The organism is Rhodococcus sp. NPDC056743, assembly GCF_042790355.1.
Taxonomy (GTDB): domain Bacteria; phylum Actinomycetota; class Actinomycetes; order Mycobacteriales; family Mycobacteriaceae; genus Rhodococcus_F.
On the sequence record NZ_JBHTZI010000008.1, the window covers coordinates 244,060 to 260,867 of the forward strand.

At 62.2% G+C, this 16,808-nt stretch carries 18 protein-coding genes; 14 read left to right on the forward strand and 4 right to left on the reverse strand.

Features of this window, described 5'->3' with window-relative positions:
- Positions 1-79: 79 nt before the first annotated feature.
- From ACFRFQ_RS19920 to thyX, 4 genes are all read right to left on the reverse strand, one after another.
- The gene (locus ACFRFQ_RS19920; protein ID WP_378661193.1) at positions 80-703 is read right to left on the reverse strand and encodes a TIGR03085 family metal-binding protein; all 624 of its coding nucleotides are present in this window, start codon (positions 701-703) and stop codon (positions 80-82) included.
- Between the two features lie 46 nt (positions 704-749).
- Positions 750-2,726 carry a ribonuclease J gene (locus ACFRFQ_RS19925; RefSeq protein ID WP_378661195.1) on the reverse strand — a complete coding sequence of 659 codons (1,977 nt, stop codon included), beginning with the start codon at positions 2,724-2,726 and terminating at the stop codon, positions 750-752.
- The gene (gene dapA, locus ACFRFQ_RS19930) at positions 2,727-3,632 is read right to left on the reverse strand and encodes a 4-hydroxy-tetrahydrodipicolinate synthase (protein ID WP_378661197.1); all 906 of its coding nucleotides are present in this window, start codon (positions 3,630-3,632) and stop codon (positions 2,727-2,729) included.
- Between the two features lie 69 nt (positions 3,633-3,701).
- Positions 3,702-4,451, reverse strand: coding sequence for an FAD-dependent thymidylate synthase (thyX, locus tag ACFRFQ_RS19935; RefSeq protein WP_378661198.1), 750 nt, complete (start codon positions 4,449-4,451; stop codon positions 3,702-3,704).
- A gap of 143 nt (positions 4,452-4,594) precedes the next feature.
- Here thyX and ACFRFQ_RS19940 point away from each other — a divergent pair, with 143 nt between their 5' ends.
- From ACFRFQ_RS19940 to nuoK, 14 genes are all read left to right on the forward strand, one after another.
- Positions 4,595-5,053 carry a toxin-antitoxin system HicB family antitoxin gene (locus ACFRFQ_RS19940; protein WP_378661199.1) on the forward strand — a complete coding sequence of 153 codons (459 nt, stop codon included), beginning with the start codon at positions 4,595-4,597 and terminating at the stop codon, positions 5,051-5,053.
- Between the two features lie 61 nt (positions 5,054-5,114).
- On the forward strand, positions 5,115-5,549 hold the full coding sequence (locus ACFRFQ_RS19945; RefSeq protein ID WP_033234851.1) for an SRPBCC family protein: 435 nt from the start codon (positions 5,115-5,117) through the stop codon (positions 5,547-5,549).
- A 161-nt stretch (positions 5,550-5,710) separates the two neighbouring features.
- Positions 5,711-6,133, forward strand: coding sequence for a hypothetical protein (locus ACFRFQ_RS19950; RefSeq protein ID WP_378661202.1), 423 nt, complete (start codon positions 5,711-5,713; stop codon positions 6,131-6,133).
- A 231-nt stretch (positions 6,134-6,364) separates the two neighbouring features.
- A complete protein-coding gene (locus ACFRFQ_RS19955; RefSeq protein WP_045067371.1) occupies positions 6,365-6,724 on the forward strand; it encodes an NADH-quinone oxidoreductase subunit A in 360 nt (119 codons plus the stop codon).
- A gap of 48 nt (positions 6,725-6,772) precedes the next feature.
- A complete protein-coding gene (locus ACFRFQ_RS19960) occupies positions 6,773-7,327 on the forward strand; it encodes an NADH-quinone oxidoreductase subunit B family protein (RefSeq protein WP_033234854.1) in 555 nt (184 codons plus the stop codon).
- Positions 7,324-7,986 carry an NADH-quinone oxidoreductase subunit C gene (locus ACFRFQ_RS19965; protein ID WP_378661207.1) on the forward strand — a complete coding sequence of 221 codons (663 nt, stop codon included), beginning with the start codon at positions 7,324-7,326 and terminating at the stop codon, positions 7,984-7,986. The genes ACFRFQ_RS19960 and ACFRFQ_RS19965 overlap by 4 nt, the downstream gene beginning before the upstream one ends.
- Positions 7,986-9,311: an NADH dehydrogenase (quinone) subunit D gene (gene nuoD, locus ACFRFQ_RS19970; RefSeq protein ID WP_378661210.1), complete on the forward strand. Its 1,326-nt coding sequence runs from the start codon at positions 7,986-7,988 to the stop codon at positions 9,309-9,311. The genes ACFRFQ_RS19965 and nuoD overlap by 1 nt, the downstream gene beginning before the upstream one ends.
- Positions 9,308-10,123: an NADH-quinone oxidoreductase subunit NuoE gene (gene nuoE / locus ACFRFQ_RS19975; RefSeq protein WP_378661213.1), complete on the forward strand. Its 816-nt coding sequence runs from the start codon at positions 9,308-9,310 to the stop codon at positions 10,121-10,123. The genes nuoD and nuoE overlap by 4 nt, the downstream gene beginning before the upstream one ends.
- A gap of 1 nt (position 10,124) precedes the next feature.
- Positions 10,125-11,426: an NADH-quinone oxidoreductase subunit NuoF gene (gene nuoF / locus ACFRFQ_RS19980; RefSeq protein ID WP_378661216.1), complete on the forward strand. Its 1,302-nt coding sequence runs from the start codon at positions 10,125-10,127 to the stop codon at positions 11,424-11,426.
- A complete protein-coding gene (locus ACFRFQ_RS19985; protein WP_378661218.1) occupies positions 11,423-13,837 on the forward strand; it encodes an NADH-quinone oxidoreductase subunit G in 2,415 nt (804 codons plus the stop codon). Before nuoF ends, ACFRFQ_RS19985 begins: the two co-directional genes overlap by 4 nt.
- Complete coding sequence (gene nuoH / locus ACFRFQ_RS19990) at positions 13,834-15,174, forward strand: NADH-quinone oxidoreductase subunit NuoH (RefSeq protein WP_378661221.1); 1,341 nt, start codon at positions 13,834-13,836, stop codon at positions 15,172-15,174. The genes ACFRFQ_RS19985 and nuoH overlap by 4 nt, the downstream gene beginning before the upstream one ends.
- Complete coding sequence (nuoI, locus tag ACFRFQ_RS19995; protein WP_378661224.1) at positions 15,167-15,694, forward strand: NADH-quinone oxidoreductase subunit NuoI; 528 nt, start codon at positions 15,167-15,169, stop codon at positions 15,692-15,694. Before nuoH ends, nuoI begins: the two co-directional genes overlap by 8 nt.
- Entirely contained in the window at positions 15,691-16,512 is an 822-nt protein-coding gene (locus tag ACFRFQ_RS20000; RefSeq protein ID WP_378661227.1) for an NADH-quinone oxidoreductase subunit J, read from the forward strand. The genes nuoI and ACFRFQ_RS20000 overlap by 4 nt, the downstream gene beginning before the upstream one ends.
- The gene (gene nuoK / locus ACFRFQ_RS20005) at positions 16,509-16,808 is read left to right on the forward strand and encodes an NADH-quinone oxidoreductase subunit NuoK (protein WP_033234863.1); all 300 of its coding nucleotides are present in this window, start codon (positions 16,509-16,511) and stop codon (positions 16,806-16,808) included. Before ACFRFQ_RS20000 ends, nuoK begins: the two co-directional genes overlap by 4 nt.

The following is a 16,808-nucleotide window of genomic DNA, read 5'->3' on the forward strand; positions in this document are numbered from 1 at the left end:
CCCATCCGGACCATCCGCAACACCAGCAACACCGTTCATACGTGCGAATCGTGATGTTCGCAACGCGCGGCACAGCGCTTTAGAAACTTCGGTCCATGCCCATGACGGATTGGACGTCGGCCAGTTCACCCTTGGCTTCGATCAACACTTCGCTGCGTCCGAAAGCATGCAGCAACAACTCGGCGGGCTCCCCCTGCAGAACTACCGTCCGGGTATCCGCTTTGTGCACAACGGCACTTTCACCCGACGGCAATTCGAAGATCACTTCGACGGCTGCCTTCCGGTACCCCAGCTTGGCTACCTGGCGTGCGTACTTCCACAACTCCGCTTGACGAGCTTGTGGCAGCGGCCTGGCCACCCAATGCTGATGCGCCCGACGCACATCCTCGTGGTGGACGAACATTTCGGTGGTGTTGACCTGAGAATCGAGCCAGTACATCGGCGACCACTGCGGCGGCCCACTACGGACGTCGTGCAGTAATTCTTCCCACGGGCGCGATGCGGCCGCTTTTCGGACACTTTCCGTGTGCCCGGCCAAGGCACTGATCATGATTCCGGGAGCGGCGTCGAGACGCCGCTCCCGGACGATCAGATGTGCTGCGAGGTCACGGTTCGTCCAGTCCCCACACAGGGTGGGAGCGTCCGGGCCGAATTCGACCATGCTGTCCACCAGGGCGAGTCGTTCGTCATGTGCGAAGGTCACCTTCGCCAACGTACGCGACTGCGTCCCGCGGACCGCGAAAAGTCGGTCAGGAAACCGCGATAACCGTCGGAATGATCATCGGGCGGCGACGGTACTTGTCCGCAACCCAACGACCGACCACACGGCGCACCGACTGCGCGATGCGGTGTGTGTCGGTGATTCCTTCGCCCGCGAGGCGCAGGAGATCCGCTTCCACGAGTTGTGCAGCATCCTTGAGAGCAGTCGGGTCGTCGGAGAATCCGCGTCCGGAGACCTCGGGGGTGCTGACCGCACGTCCCGTCGACTCGTTGATGACAATGGTGATGGCAATGAAGCCACCCTCACCGAGCACAAGACGATCCGAAAGCGTCGGCTCGCCGACATCGCCCACGGAAAGCCCGTCGACGTAGACGTGTCCGACCGGAACTCGTCCGACGATCTCGGCGAGACCGTCGACCATGTCGACGACAACGCCGTCCTCGGCCAATACGATGCGCTCTTCCGGAACACCTGTTGCTTTCGCCAGTGCGGCGTTGGCGCGCAGGTGGCGCCATTCACCGTGCACAGGCATGGCATTGGTGGGGCGAACCGCGTTGTACAGGTACAGCAGCTCACCGGCCGACGCGTGACCCGACACGTGAACCTTGGCGCTTTGCTGAGTGACGACGGTGGCGCCACGCTTGGCCAAGCCGTTGACCACGGCAAAGACGGAGTTCTCGTTGCCCGGGATCAACGAGGACGCGAGAACGACGAGGTCGTTCGCACGGATGTTGATCTGGCGGTGCTCACCGCGAGCCATCCGCGAGAGCGCTGCGAGCGGCTCACCCTGTGATCCCGTGGAGATGAGAACCAGTCGATCGTCGGGAAGTGTGGCTGCGGTGTCGATGTCGACGACAAGACCGTCCGGCACCCGCAGGTAACCGAGATCCTGGGCGATCTGCATGTTCCGCACCATGGACCGGCCGACGAACACGATGCGACGGTTGTACCGTGCCGCTACGTCGACGACCTGCTGGATGCGGTGCACGTGGCTGGCGAACGACGCCACGATGACGCGCTGTTTGGCCTTGCCGATGACGTTGTCGAGCACGCCGCCGATTTCGCGTTCGGGCGTGACGAATCCCGGCACCTCGGCATTGGTGGAGTCGACGAGGAACAGGTCGACGCCCTCGTCACCGAGCCGGGAGAATCCGGCGAGGTCGGTCAGACGCCCGTCGAGCGGAAGCTGATCGAGCTTGATGTCACCGGTGTGCAGTACAACACCGGCGTCGGTGCGGATGGCAATTGCCAGCGCGTCGGGGATGGAGTGGTTGACGGCGAAGTACTCGCAGTCGAACGGACCGTGCGTGGTGGAGTCGCCTTCCACAACCTCGACGAGGTTGGGGCGCAGGCGATGCTCACGGCACTTCGCTGCCACGAGTGCGAGTGTGAACTTGGCACCGATGACAGGTATGTCTGCGCGTAGACGCAGCAGGAACGGCAGTGCGCCGATGTGGTCTTCGTGACCGTGCGTGAGGATGACTGCTTCGACGTCGTCCATGCGGTCTTCGATGTAGCGGAAGTCCGGGAGGATGAGGTCGACACCGGGCTGCTGGTCCTCGGGAAAGAGAACGCCGCAGTCGACGATCAGCAACTTGCCCTTGTGCTCGAACACGGTCATGTTTCGGCCGATTTCGCCGATACCGCCCAGCGCAACAACACGAAGTCCGCTGGCCGGCGCCTTGGGCGGCATGCCCAGACGCGCGGTCGGGTCCAGCTGCGGACGATTTTCGGGACGCTTGTTCCCGGACCGCGAGCTACCGGACTTACCGGCCGACGGCCGGTTGCCTGCAGCGCTCTTACGAGCTTGCTTCTGAGGTGCAGCTTTTTGTGGTGCAGCTTTTTGCGTTGCGGCCTTCTTCGGGGCCGACGCCGCGGCAGCAGGCTCAGCTGCTACCGGAGCCGGAGCTGCCGGCGGGGTCGCCGGCGTAGCTGATTCGGGCGCCGGAACCGTAGGCGGTCCGGCTTGGCGACTGGCGCTACGACGTCGGGGGGGACGGGTCATTTACAGAACTCCTGCCGCATGCAGATCGGCGGCCAAACCGTCGATCTGCTCTTTAGTGGGTGCAACCTGCGGAAGGCGCGGTTCTCCGACATCGATACCGATGAGTCGCAGACCCGCCTTCGACGCGCTGACGCCACCCAGACGGGCGACGGAACGGATCACAGGGATCAAACTGAGGTTTATTTCGCGGGCACGGGCGATGTCGCCGGTGACAAATGCGGTGTGAAGCTCACGCAACCGACCAGGAACCAGGTGTCCGATGACGCTGACGAAGCCGGTGGCTCCGACTGCCAGCCACGGAAGGTTCAACGGGTCGTCGCCGGAGAAGAACTGAAGTTCGGTGGTGCCGATCAATTCTGCACCCGCGTTGAGATCACCCTTGGCGTCTTTGACGGCCTTGATGCGGGGATGCTCGGCAAGGCGACGGATTGTCTCCGTCTCGATGGGGACAACGGAGCGGGGCGGAATGTCGTAGAGCATGACGGGCAGGTCGGTGGCGTCGGCAACTGCAGTGAAATGCGCGTAGAGCCCGGCCTGCGGGGGACGTGAGTAGTACGGAGTGACAACGAGAAGGCCGTGAGCGCCGACGCGGGCCGCGTCGCGGGCGAGTTCGACACTGTGCGCAGTGTCGTTGCTGCCGGCTCCGGCAACGATCTTGGCGCGGTCACCAACGGCGTCGATCACCGCGCGGAGCAGGTCGAGCTTCTCCGATTCGGTGGTGGTCGGAGACTCACCGGTTGTGCCGGCAAGGACAAGGCCGTCGCAGCCGTTGTCGACGAGATGGGCTGCAAGGCGCACACCCGAGTCGACGTCCAACTTCCCGTCGGCAGTGAACGGGGTCACCATCGCAACGGAAATGGTGCCGAACGGACGCTCGACGAGAGAAGCGGAATCACCGTAGGTCATGGTCAGAAGGTTACCCGGTCAGTCGCTTACTTCTGCACACGAGTCTTCCGTCGAGTCGCGAACGTAACTTCACTCGGCAGCGAACGAGCTGACGGCAACTTCCGTTCCGTCACTTCTGCGCACAATCTCGTAGTCTCCGAACACATTTGGTGCGGCGGTTTGAAGTTGCCGTAAGCATTCGATCGCGACGCGCCTGATCTCGACGTCTGCATGTTCGGTCGCGCGCATATCCACGAAGTGCCGCCAGGCGCGGTAGTTTCCGCTCACGACGAGTCGAGTTTCCGTGGCGTTGGGCAGGACCGAGCGGGCGGCTTGACGCGCTTGCTTCCCGCGCACCGGCGCGCCGGGGACGGACTGCAGTTTTCCTTCCAGCGCTGCGAGCAGTTCGCCGTATGCCCGTCGACTTTCCTCGGTCGCAGCCAGGAACAGCGCTTCGAGTTCAGGATCGCCTTCGACGGCCGGTGGGACGACGACATTGGCATCGTTCTCCCGAACGAACCGCTGGGAAAGCTGTGAGTACGAGAAGTGGCGGTGACGGATCAATTCGTGGGTGCAGGAGCGTGAGATCCCGGTGATGTAGAAGCTGACGGTCGCATGTTCGAGGACAGACGAGTGCCCGACCTCGAGCAGATGGCGAATGTATCCGGCGTTGGTGGCTGTCCGGGGATTGGGCTTGGACCAACTCTGATAGCAGGCGCGGCCGGCGAATTCCGCAAGTGCCTCACCGCCGTCGGCATCGGTTTCCCAGTCGATGTCGTCCGGCGGGAAGAACTCGGACTTAGCCACCATCTGCACTTTCAGTGACACCGTGTGCGGCACTACTACTCCTCGAGAAACCTGATCAGGCCAACCGGGCGCTTCCGGCCTTGCTGCGCGGCAACTCTATAGGCAGAAACCACCTGGGCGTCCCTGACGCCAGATGACACCTTGACTGACGTCAGATTTGACGTCACTGTGGTGTCATGGATATTTCGGAGTACACCGCAAAGCTGCATGATGACCTCGTCACCGCAGCCGAACTCGGCGACGACCACACCCGTCGCATCGCGGCGTCCCTCGCGGCGGCCATGGAACCGTCGATACGCCTCGTTCTGCTGGCCGCGGCAACCGAGCTCGCCAAGGAAATCGGCGCCGAGATCGAGGACCGCGACGTCAAGGTCCATCTCGACGGCAACAACATTCTGGTCGACGTCCAGAAGGTAACGAAGGATTCGACAACCGCGGAAGGCGTCACGGAATCCACCTACTCGTTCGACGACGTCAGCGGCGACATCAGCCGGGTCACCCTGCGCATGATGGAGCAGATCAAGGCCCGCGCCGAAGAAGCTGCAAATCAGAACGGCGTCTCCTTGAATTCATGGGTGTCGCAAGCCGTGCAAGGCGCTTTGCGGGATCAGATGCGTAAGAACGGCATGGACTGATCTAATTGCGTCCGAGCAAGTCCACAAGATTGTTGCCGTCAGGCATGGAGGAGTAAGTCGTATGGCCGTTTCGGGCGTCAAGGAATTCGAGATCAAGGCCGATCCGGCCACGGTCATGGCAGCGGTAGCGGCGGTGGACCGGTTGCCCGAATGGTCGTCGGCGCACAAGAAGATCACGATCGAAACCACACATGACGACGGTCGGCCGCATCGCGTCCGGATGGCCGTGTCGATTCTCGGCATCAACGACGAGCAGGTTGTGGACTACACCTTCGACGGCGACGAGAAGGTGAGCTGGACGCTGGTCGAGAGCGGGCAGCAGAACCAGCAGGACGGCTCGTACACCCTGACCCCGACCGATGGCGGAACCAAGATCAGTTTCGAACTGACCATCGACCCCAAGATCCCGCTGCCGGGGTTCCTGGTGAAGAAGGCCCAGAAGACTGCACTCGAGACCGCCAGCAAGGGATTGACGAAGTTCGTCGAAAATTTCTGAGCGCCAGTACCATTCGCACGCAACCCTCGCCTCCGGCCAGCTCGGACGCGAGGGTTGCGGCTTTTCACGGGCGCCCGGCGATCATCGCGTTCGATGGAAAGTCCTTGGTGAAGTTCATGATTCACCGCCGCAGTGGATAGTCGCGGGGTAACGTCGGCCTCGTGTCCGACGCGGCAGCTCCTCCTCGCACCCCACCCGCCGTGCGTGTACTCGTCTTCAGCGACGACGCCCACACACGCGAACAGGTCCGCCTCGCCCTCGGCGAGCGCCCGCATCCTGATCTCCCGCCGATCGATTACGTCGAGGTGGCCACCGCACCGGTGGTGATCGATCGACTCGACCGCGGCGGCATCGACCTCGCCATTCTCGACGGCGAGGCCAGCCCCGCCGGGGGCATGGGCGTCGCGAAGCAGCTCAAAGACGAGATCGCCGACTGCCCGCCGATCGTGATTCTGACCGGTCGACCCGATGACGCGTGGCTCGCGTCGTGGTCACGCGCGGAAGCTGCCGTTTCCCAACCGCTGGACCCGATCGAACTGGCGTCGGCTGTCATTCGTTTGCTCCGCGTTCGCCTGAACCTCTGATCGGTTACGGGCACACAGTTCCGTTGCGGCGGCGAGCACTTCGGCATCTGGGGAGCAAAACTCCGCAGTTCGAAAATCAGCCCCAATGTCGGGGGCACCACCTAGGGTAAGTGTCACAGGTCACACGATCGGCGAGATGCTGGCAGTATCGATCTGGCAGGAACAGCAGAGTCTTCTGGGGCAGCGCCATTCACCGGCGTCACGCTAAACGGAGAGGGGTTCGGTGCGGACATGAACGCGTATGTGCCAATTCTCGTTCTGGGTGCCATCGCGATGGCCTTTGCCGTGGTGTCCGTCGTCCTTGCCTCTGTCGTCGGACCCCGCCGATACAACCGCGCGAAACTCGAAGCCTACGAGTGTGGAATCGAACCGGCACCCCGCGCCGCCGGTGGTGGGCGGTTTCCCGTCAAGTTCTATCTGACAGCCATGCTGTTCATCATCTTCGATATCGAAATCGTCTTCCTCTATCCCTGGGCAGTCCATTTCGATTCGCTCGGTTTGTTCGGATTGGCAGCCATGGGTTTGTTCATCGTCAATGTCTCGGTTGCGTACGCCTACGAGTGGAGACGAGGCGGATTGAGTTGGGATTGACCTGATTTCTCGCACGACGAAAACGCTTACGACCGAATCGAGTCGAATATGGGTCTTGAAGAAAAGCTTCCAAGCGGTTTTCTCCTGACAACTGTCGAGGGTCTGGCCGGGTACTTTCGCAAAGGGTCGCTGTGGCCGGCAACGTTCGGACTTGCCTGTTGTGCCATCGAGATGATGTCGACCACATCCGGACGATTCGACTTGGCGCGCTTCGGCATGGAGGCGTTCCGCGCGTCGCCGCGGCAGGCAGACCTGATGATCGTCGCCGGCCGGGTCAGTCAGAAGATGGCGCCGGTCCTGCGGCAGGTGTACGACCAGATGGCTGAACCCAAATGGGTGCTCTCCATGGGTGTCTGCGCGTCGTCAGGCGGAATGTTCAACAACTACGCGATAGTCCAGGGCGTCGATCACATCGTGCCGGTCGACATCTACTTGCCTGGATGCCCGCCACGTCCGGAGATGCTGCTCAACGCAATTATCGAACTGCACAAAAAGATTCAGGACATGCCACTGGGCGTCAACCGCGAAGAAGCGCGCGCTGCCGCCGAGCGCGCCGCCCTGGCGTCCACTCCCCTGATCGACATCAAAGGGCTGCTGCGATGACCGGGGAGCCCTTCGACCGCCGCGGAATGTTCGGCGCCCGTGGCAGCGGCGATACCTCCGGATACAACCGGTTGGCCCGCGCCGCCGTTGCACCGGACGCTGCGACACGGCCGTACGGCCGATATTTCGACGAGGTCGCGGACGGATTGTCGGCCGCACTGTCGGACAACGGAACTGCCTTCGACGATGCGATCGAGAAGGTGGTGATCTTCCGCGACGAGATGACGTTGCACATCGAACGCTCGTACCTGCCCCAGGTGGCACGCCGTCTTCGCGACGAACCGGACTTGCGGTTCGAATTGTGTCTCGGCGTCAACGGCGTTCACTACCCCGAGGACGCCGGTCGCGAACTGCACGCGGTGTATCCGTTCTCGTCGATCACCCACAATCGACGCCTCCGATTGGAGGTGTCGGTACCGGATTCCGATCCGCACATCCCCTCACTGGTGGGCACCTACCCGGCCAACGACTGGCACGAGCGCGAAACCTACGACTTCTTCGGCATCGTCTTCGACGGCCATCCGTCGCTCACTCGCATCGAGATGCCGGACGACTGGCGAGGCCACCCCCAGCGCAAGGACTACCCACTGGGCGGAATCCCTGTCGAATACAAGGGAGCACATATCCCGCCACCCGACGAGCGCAGGTCGTACATCTGATGAACAACACGGCTGACACACCATCGCAGGAGACGGTTTACACCGCCTCGGGGCAGGACTGGGACCAGATTGTCGCCGCGGCGGCAGCGGGTCGATCCGATGCCGGTGCCGAACGCATCGTCGTCAACATGGGTCCGCAGCACCCGTCAACGCACGGCGTTCTCCGTCTCATTCTCGAAATCGAGGGTGAGACTGTCATCGAGGCGCGATGCGGAATCGGTTACCTGCACACCGGAATCGAGAAGAACCTCGAATACCGGAACTGGACTCAGGGCGTCACTTTTGTGACCCGCATGGATTACCTGTCGCCGTTCTTCAACGAAACCGCATACTGCCTGGGCGTCGAGAAGTTGCTCGGCATCACCGAGGACGTACCGGAACGCGCCACCGTTGTGCGCGTGATGTTGATGGAACTCAACCGGATCTCCTCGCACCTTGTTGCGTTGGCTACGGGCGGCATGGAGCTGGGCGCGGTCACCGCTATGTTGTTCGGGTTCCGCGAGCGCGAACTGATTCTCGACGTCTTCGAGACCGTCACCGGACTTCGGATGAATCATGCGTTCATCCGTCCGGGTGGACTGGCTCAGGACCTCCCGGCCGGTGCGATCCCGAAGATCCGCGAACTGCTGAAGGTTTTGCCGAATCGCTTGCGCGACATGGAGTTGATGCTCACCGACAACACGATCTGGAAAGCGCGCACCAGCGGCATCGGGTATCTGGACCTCACCGGATGCATGGCGCTCGGCATTACCGGTCCGGTTCTTCGGGCTACTGGGCTCCCCCACGATCAACGTCGCGCGCAGCCGTACTGCGGTTACGAGAACTACGAGTTCGACGTCATCACGCATACCGGGTCCGATTGTTACGGAAGGTACTTCATTCGGGTGGAGGAGATGAAGGAGTCCTTGAAGATTGTCGAACAATGCCTCGACAAGCTGGCGCCGGGGCCGATCATGGTCGACGACCGAAAGATTGCGTGGCCGGCAGATCTCCAGGTGGGTGCGGACGGGCTCGGCAATTCGCAGAAGCACGTCGGCAAGATCATGGAGTCGTCGATGGAAGGCCTCATCCACCACTTCAAGTTGGTGACCGAGGGTATCCGCGTTCCGGCCGGACAGGTATACACCGCTGTCGAGTCACCGCGCGGAGAACTCGGCGTCCACATGGTGTCAGACGGCGGCACCCGTCCTTACCGGGTCCATTTCCGGGATCCGTCGTTCACGAATCTCCAAGCGGTGGCGGCAATGTGCGAGGGAGGCATGGTGTCCGATGTGATCGCGTCGGTGGCCAGCATCGATCCAGTCATGGGCGGAGTGGACCGATGACAGACTCCACGACGAACGGTGGTACCCGCGTCTTCCTCGAACTCGGTCCACGGCCCGATGAGCCGACGCAGTTGGTGCGGCCAGGGGCTCGAAGCAGCTACCCCGCCGACGTCCTGGCGCGACTCGACGCCGACGCCGAGGCCGTCGTTGCGCGATACCGTGACGACTCGGCAGGTCAAGGGACCATTACCAGCAGGTCCGCTCTGTTGCCGCTGCTGCATCTTGTGCAATCCGAAGACGGCTACATCACGCCGGCCGGAATCGACTTCTGCTCACGCAAACTCGGGTTGACCGGTGCCGAAGTCGCGGCTGTGTCCACCTTCTATTCCATGTATCGGCGCGGACCCACCGGTGAGTATCTGGTGGGCGTCTGCACCAACACTCTGTGCGCGGTCATGGGCGGCGATGCCATCTTCGAGGCTCTCGAGGAGCACCTCGAATCGGCGGGCTCCCGTGACGAAGCGTCACATTCACTCTCCACGTCGGACGGCAAGGTCACTCTCGAACACATCGAGTGCAATGCCGCCTGCGACTACGCACCGGTGGTGATGGTGAATTGGGAGTTCTTCGACAATCAGACTCCGGAGTCGGCACGCACGTTGGTCGATGCACTCCGTGGCGGCGAACCTGTCACTCCCAGCCGCGGTGCCACGCTGTGTTCGTTCCGCGAAACTGCCCGCACCCTGGCCGGTTTCGCGGATTCTCGCGTCGAAGCGGCCGAGGCTCAGACCAGTGGCGCCGCCAGTGTCGCAGGGCTGAAAGTGGCTGCGGCGGAGTCCACCGGCAATCCCAGCTCCGGCGAAGGGAAATGACATGGCACTTGCGCCTGTACTGAGTCGGTACTGGGACGAACCCAATTCGTGGACTCTCGACGCCTATCTGCGGCACGACGGTTATCAGGGGTTGTGCAAGGCACTCGCGGGCACCGCCGACGACGTGATCGCAACCGTCAAGGACGCGGGCCTCCGTGGCCGTGGTGGCGCCGGATTCCCTACCGGTTTGAAGTGGAGTTTCATTCCGCAGGGCGACAACAAGCCGCACTACCTCGTGGTCAATGCCGACGAGTCCGAACCGGGTACGTGCAAGGACATGCCGTTGATGATGGCAACTCCCCACACCTTGGTCGAGGGAGTCATCATTGCGGCGTACGCAATTCGCGCGGCCAAGGCGTTCATCTACGTGCGCGGCGAGGTTGTCCCGGTACTACGACGCCTACAGACTGCCGTGTCGGAGGCCTACGCGGCCGGTTACCTGGGGCGCGATATCCAGGGCAGCGGTTTCGATCTCGATCTGGTGGTGCACGCGGGCGCGGGTGCGTACATCTGTGGTGAAGAAACCGCGTTGCTCGATTCGCTGGAAGGCCGCCGCGGGCAACCGCGATTGCGTCCACCGTTTCCGGCGGTGGCGGGCCTGTATGCGTGTCCGACAGTGGTCAACAACGTCGAATCCATCGCGAGCGTCCCGGCCATCATCCGGGGCGGCCCTGAATGGTTCAAGTCGATGGGCACGGAAAAATCGCCCGGATTCACGCTGTACTCGTTGTCCGGCCATGTGACAACTCCCGGGCAGTACGAGGCACCTCTCGGCATCACGTTGCGCGAGCTGCTCGGTTACGCGGGCGGCGTCCGGGAAGGCCACACTCTCAAGTTCTGGACTCCCGGCGGTTCGTCGACACCGATCTTCACCGATGAACACCTGGACGTGCCACTGGATTACGAGGGTGTCGGCGCCGCCGGATCGATGCTGGGAACCAAGGCTCTGCAGATCTTCGACGACACCACGTGCGTTGTCCGGGCGGTGCTGCGGTGGACAGAGTTCTACGCCCACGAATCATGCGGAAAATGCACGCCTTGTCGCGAAGGCACGTACTGGCTCGTACAGATTCTGCGTCGCCTCGAAAGTGGTGGCGGCACAGAATCCGACCTGACGAAACTGCTCGACATCTCCGACACCATTCTCGGAAAGTCCTTCTGTGCCTTGGGTGACGGTGCGACCAGCCCGATCATGTCGTCGCTGAAGTACTTCCGCGACGAGTACCTGCAGCATTTCGATCAAGATGGCTGCCCGTTCGATCCCGCGCGGTCTGTTCTGGCGACAGGAGCGTATACCTCATGACTGCAGCGGCTGATGTGGAAACCGGCGACGTGGTGCCATCAGACCTCGTCACCCTCACCATCGACGGCACCACCGTTCAAGTTCCCAAGGGCACATTGATCATTCGCGCCGCCGAGATGATCGGTACCGTCATTCCCCGATTCTGCGATCATCCCCTACTCGATCCGGTGGGTGCCTGCCGCCAATGCATCGTCGAGGTCGAGGGCCAGCGCAAGCCGCTTGCATCCTGCACCACGACGGTCGCGGATGGAATGGTGGTCAACACCCAACTCACCTCGCCCGTTGCCGAGAAGGCTCAGCGTGGAGTAATGGAACTACTCCTCATCAATCACCCTCTCGACTGCCCGGTATGCGACAAAGGCGGAGAGTGTCCGCTGCAAAATCAGGCGATGTCGACGGGCCGGACGGAATCACGGTTCGGCGAGGAGAAGCGGACGTACCCGAAGCCGATTCCCCTCTCGTCCGAAGTTCTGCTCGATCGGGAGCGGTGTGTTCTGTGCGCGCGGTGCACCCGGTTTTCGCAGCAGATCGCCGGCGACCCGTTCATCGATCTCCTCGAGCGCGGCGCTTTGCAGCAGGTCGGAATCTATGCCAACGAACCCTTCGAGTCGTACTTCTCCGGAAACACCATTCAGGTCTGCCCGGTTGGCGCTCTCACCAACACGTCGTATCGCTTCCGCGCTCGTCCCTTCGATCTGGTGTCCAGTCCGAGCGTCTGCGAACACTGCGCCGACGGATGCGCCCAGCGGACCGATCATCGCCGCGGGAAGGTGCTGCGGCGCCTCGCCGGGGACGATCCGGAGGTCAACGAGGAGTGGAACTGCGACAAGGGCCGATTCGCCTTCTCGTATGCAACGCAACGTGATCGCATCACCACTCCCCTGATTCGCGACCGTGAGGGTGCACTGGTTCCCGCGTCGTGGCCATTCGCACTCGACCTGGTGGCCCGAAAGTTCGCCGAATCGCGCGGCGATGCGGGTGTCCTCGTGGGTGGACGATCGACGCTGGAAGACTCGTACGCCTACAGTAAGTTCGCGCGTATCGCGCTGGATACCAACAACATCGACTTCCGGATTCGCGCACAGTCTGCGGAGGAGTCCGCATTTCTCGGCGCTCAGGTGGCCGGACGATCACTCGATGAATCTGTCACACACGCGGACCTCGAGGCCGCGCCGGTCACCCTTCTCGTGGCACTTGAACCGGAGGAAGAGTCGCCCATCGTCTTCCTCCGCCTTCGCAAGGCTGCGCGGACGCACCGGACGCGGATTCTGTCTCTCGCTCCGTTTACCACCCGCGGTCTGGAGAAAATGGCAGGCACACTGCTGCGCGCGGCACCGGGTGACGAGCCCACCCTTCTGGATTCACTGGCTGATCCCACCAGCGAGGTCGGCCGGCTTCTACGACAACCCGGCGCAATCATTCTGGTCGGCGAAAGACTGGGCGCAATCGACGGCGGACTGTCGGCAGCACTGCAATTGGCTGACATCACCGGCGCCCGGCTCGCGTGGATTCCGCGTCGCGCCGGAGATCGAGCCGCCGTCGAAGCCGGCGCTGCGCCAGGACTACTTCCCGGTGGCAGACCGACATCCGATCCTGCTGCACGAGAGGATATTTCCTCGATCTGGTCGGCGGAACTTCCGACCGAGCATGGTCTGAGTGCACAACAGATGTTGGGATCGGACTCGCCGCTGAGCGCTCTGCTGGTCGGTGGGGTTGATCTTGCCGACATGCCGGACCCCGACGCGGCCCGCAGCGCCGTCCACTCCGCAGGCTTTGTCGTCAGTCTCGAGATTCGGCACAGCAGCGTCACCGAACTGGCCGACGTGGTGTTCCCGGTCTCGCCCGTCGCCGAGAAACCGGGCACGTTTGTCAATTGGGAGAGCCGCGAACGTCCTTTCGAGACCGCACTGCGCACTACCGGTGTGATGCCCGATCAGCGCGTTCTCCAGGCGATTGCAGCGGAGATGGGTATCGATCTCGGACTTCCCGACGCCGATGCCGCGCGGGCCGAGATCCGGGCGCTCGGAACATGGTCGGGCAAGCGGGTTCCCGCACCTCACTCGCCCGCGCCGGTCCGTCCCGAACCGCAACCCGGTCAAGCCGTCCTGGCGAGTTGGCACCTGCTCCTCGACCGAGGGCGACTTCAGGACGGTGATCCCAACCTGGCGGGAACAGCCCACCCACCTGTTGTGCGACTGTGCGCGGATACCGCCGGGGAAATCGGAGCATCGGACGGCCAACCGGTATCGGTCAGCTCGGATCGTGGAACGATCACGTTGCCGCTGGTCATTGCAGATCTTCCGCCGCGGGTTGTCTGGCTCCCCCTCAATTCGACCGGCAGCGAGGTCAACCGAACGCTGGGAGTATCTCCGGGTGACACAGTCACGATCTCGAATCAGGTACCGCAATGAGCACCGTCACGCATATCGCTGAACCCGTGGACCTTTCGGCGTTCGGGCACGATCCGCTGTGGCTGGTGATCGCCAAAGCCTTGGTGATTTTCGTGTTCCTGTTGCTCACGACGCTGATCGCGATCTATGTCGAGCGCAAGGTCATGGCCCGAATGCAGATGCGTGTCGGCCCCAACCGGGTGGGACCGCGTGGATTGCTGCAGAGCCTGGCCGACGGCGTGAAACTGGCTCTGAAGGAAGGCATCACACCGTCCGGCGTCGACAAACCGATTTACATGCTGGCTCCGATTATCGCCGTCGTTCCCGCGTTCATGGCGTTTGCGGTCGTCCCGTTCGGCCCCGAAGTGTCGATCTTCGGAACGTGGTCGCCGCTGCAACTCACGGACCTTCCCGTCGGCGTTCTGTACATCCTCGCCGTCACCTCCGTGGGGGTGTACGGAATTGTTCTTGCCGGGTGGTCGTCCGGATCGACCTATCCGCTGCTCGGCGCTCTTCGATCGACGGCGCAGGTCATTTCGTACGAAGTGGCGATGGGCTTGTCGTTTGCCGCTGTATTCCTTTACGCCGGAACCATGTCCACGTCCGGAATCGTCAGCGCCCAGGAAGGATCCTGGTACGTCTTCCTGCTCCTGCCCTCGTTCCTCATCTACGTGGTTGCCATGGTCGGTGAAACCAACCGTGCACCGTTCGATCTGCCCGAAGCCGAAGGCGAACTGGTGGGCGGATTCCACACCGAGTACTCGTCACTCAAATTCGCGATGTTCATGCTCGCGGAATACGTGAACATGGTGACGGTCTCGGCCCTCGCCACCACGCTTTTCCTCGGTGGCTGGCACGCACCGTTCCCGTTCAATCTCTGGGACGGCGCAAATTCGGGGTGGTGGCCGGTGCTGTGGTTCGTTGCCAAGGTCTGGTTCTTCCTCTTCGTCTTCATCTGGCTCCGCAGCACACTTCCCAGGTTGCGCTACGACCAGTTCATGAATCTGGGATGGAAGATCCTCATTCCGGCAGCCTTGGTGTGGGTCATGGCAATCGCCTCGGTCCGCGCCTTCCGCAACGCGGGTTACAACACTTGGCTGGTGCTGCTGTGCGTCGGCGTGGTTCTGGCCGGCGTGCTTCTTGTTGCATTGGGCGGTCTCTACCGGGGCCGTCGACGTGACCTCGAGCAACCACCTGCAACGCCCGCACATTTCGAACCCGCACCTTTCGACCCTATGGCCGGCGGCTTCCCCGTTCCGCCGATGCCCGGGCAAACGGTTTCCGCATTCAGCCGAACCCGGGATGCATCCACTGAAACAGTTGTACCCACCGAAACATCGGAGGACTCCCATGCCTGAATTCCTCGGACCCCTTGCCGGATTCGGCGTGACGCTCTCGACAATGTTCAAGAAGCCGGAAACCGAGTTCTACCCGGAAGAGAAGCGGCCGACTGCGCCTGGTTATCACGGTCGCCACCAACTCAACCGGTATGCCGACGGACTCGAGAAATGCATCGGTTGCGAACTCTGCGCGTGGGCGTGCCCCGCCGATGCGATCTACGTCGAAGGCGCGGACAACACCGAAGACGAGCGCTATTCCCCCGGTGAACGGTACGGCCGGGTGTACCAGATCAACTACTTACGGTGCATCGGTTGCGGTCTGTGCGTGGAGGCATGCCCTACCCGCGCGCTGACCATGACCAACGAATACGAGATGGCAGATGACAATCGCTCCGGTTTGATCTACGAGAAGGACCGATTGCTCGCCCCCCTGCAGTCCGACATGGATGCGCCCCCGCACTCGTTGCGCCCGGGAACCACCCAGGACAACTACTACCGCGGCGATATCACAGCGGCCGGCCAGGAGCCGGAACAATGATCGGCGCGCTGGCCACTGACGTTGTTGCACAAGGAACACTGACGGTTCTCGCACAGGAGACACTGACGTCGACGTCGACGGGTGAGGCCGTGCAGTTCTGGATTCTCGGCACTCTCGCCGTGATCAGCGCGCTCGGAGTTGTTGCGGCCCCGAAAGCTGTGTATTCAGCGCTGTTCCTGGCGATGACGATGATCATCCTGGCCGTGTTCTACATAGTTCAAGGCGCCTTGTTCCTCGGAGTTGTCCAGGTTGTCGTGTACACGGGTGCGGTGATGATGCTGTTCCTGTTCGTCCTGATGCTGGTCGGCGTGGACTCCTCGGACTCACTGGTCGAAACCTTGCGGGGGCAACGTGTCAGCGCAATAGTGATCGGTCTCGGTTTCGGTCTGCTGTTGATCGGCGGACTAGGCAACGCGTCGATCTCGGGATTCACCGGGTTCACCAACCTGGAGCAGGGCAACATCGATGCGCTCGCGGATCTGATCTTCATTCGCTACGTCTGGGCTTTCGAGTTGACCGGCGCGCTGCTGATCACGGCCACACTGGGCGCGATGATGCTGGCACATCGGGAGAAGATCGCGGCGTCGATGAGTCAACGCGAACTCTCACAACAGCGTTTCAAGTATTTGGGCAGCGACGAGCACAATCCCGAAAAAGGCTCGGCCACACCACTGCCCAGTCCCGGCGTCTACGCCCGGAACAACGCTGTCGACATACCGGCGCGGCTTCCCGACGGTTCGCCGTCGGACATCTCGGTCTCGAGCGCCCTCACGCCGCGCGCACAGGATCAGGCAAGCAGAGAGGAGAACAATCGATGAATCCCGAGAACTATCTGTATCTGTCGGTTCTGCTGTTCACTATCGGCGCGGCCGGAGTTCTCCTACGACGCAACGCCATTGTCGTGTTCATGTGCATCGAGCTGATGCTCAACGCCGCCAACCTCGCGTTTGTCACGTTCGCGCGGATGCACGGCAACCTCGACGGCCAGATCTTTGCCTTCTTCACGATGGTTGTCGCCGCTGCGGAAGTGGTTGTGGGCCTGGCAATCATCATGATTATCTTCCGATCTCGGCGTTCTGTATCCGTCGACGACGTAGACCTGCTGAAGTACTGA